Source organism: Stenotrophomonas maltophilia group sp. RNC7 (genome assembly GCF_030910085.1).
Classification (GTDB): domain Bacteria; phylum Pseudomonadota; class Gammaproteobacteria; order Xanthomonadales; family Xanthomonadaceae; genus Stenotrophomonas; species Stenotrophomonas sepilia.
Map to the genome: position 1 here is coordinate 1 of NZ_JAVFVN010000166.1, position 468 is coordinate 468.

Genomic DNA, 468 nt, shown 5'->3' on the forward strand with positions numbered 1-468 from the left:
ATCAGATCATAGGCTAGAGCGACATCATGGACTGCAAAGCGATGCGTAATTAAGTCGTCTAGGATGATTTTTTTCGACATGATTTTATCAAAGACGGGATCTAGCAGACTTTGCCAAGTTTCGTCGCCGTTGAGTGCCCGGACCTCATGTGCACCAAGAATTGATACACCCTTGCGGAAAACATCATTTGCCAAATCGATACTAATTTTCGCACTTGGCGCGGCAACGAGTATAATTCTCCCACCGGAGCGGCATATTCTAAGGCCATGCAATACAGCGTTAGGATCGGTGCAGGAAATAAAGACTATATCGAAGCAATTGGCCGGTACCACGCCTACATCACTTGATACATTAGCGTAGCTTGATGCGCCATTCAAGCGGACCCGATGTTTATCAATGCCTAGTATCTCTTCGGCACCATGATGCGCTGCCCACCGTATGATCAACTGACCTATAACGCCTAAGCCA

1 protein-coding gene is annotated in these 468 nt (G+C 47.0%); it reads right to left on the reverse strand.

What is annotated here, in order from left to right; genetic code table 11:
• Positions 1–468, reverse strand: a 468-nt coding sequence (locus RCF13_RS02285; protein WP_308140793.1) for a zinc-binding dehydrogenase, incomplete at both ends; no start/stop codon positions are given.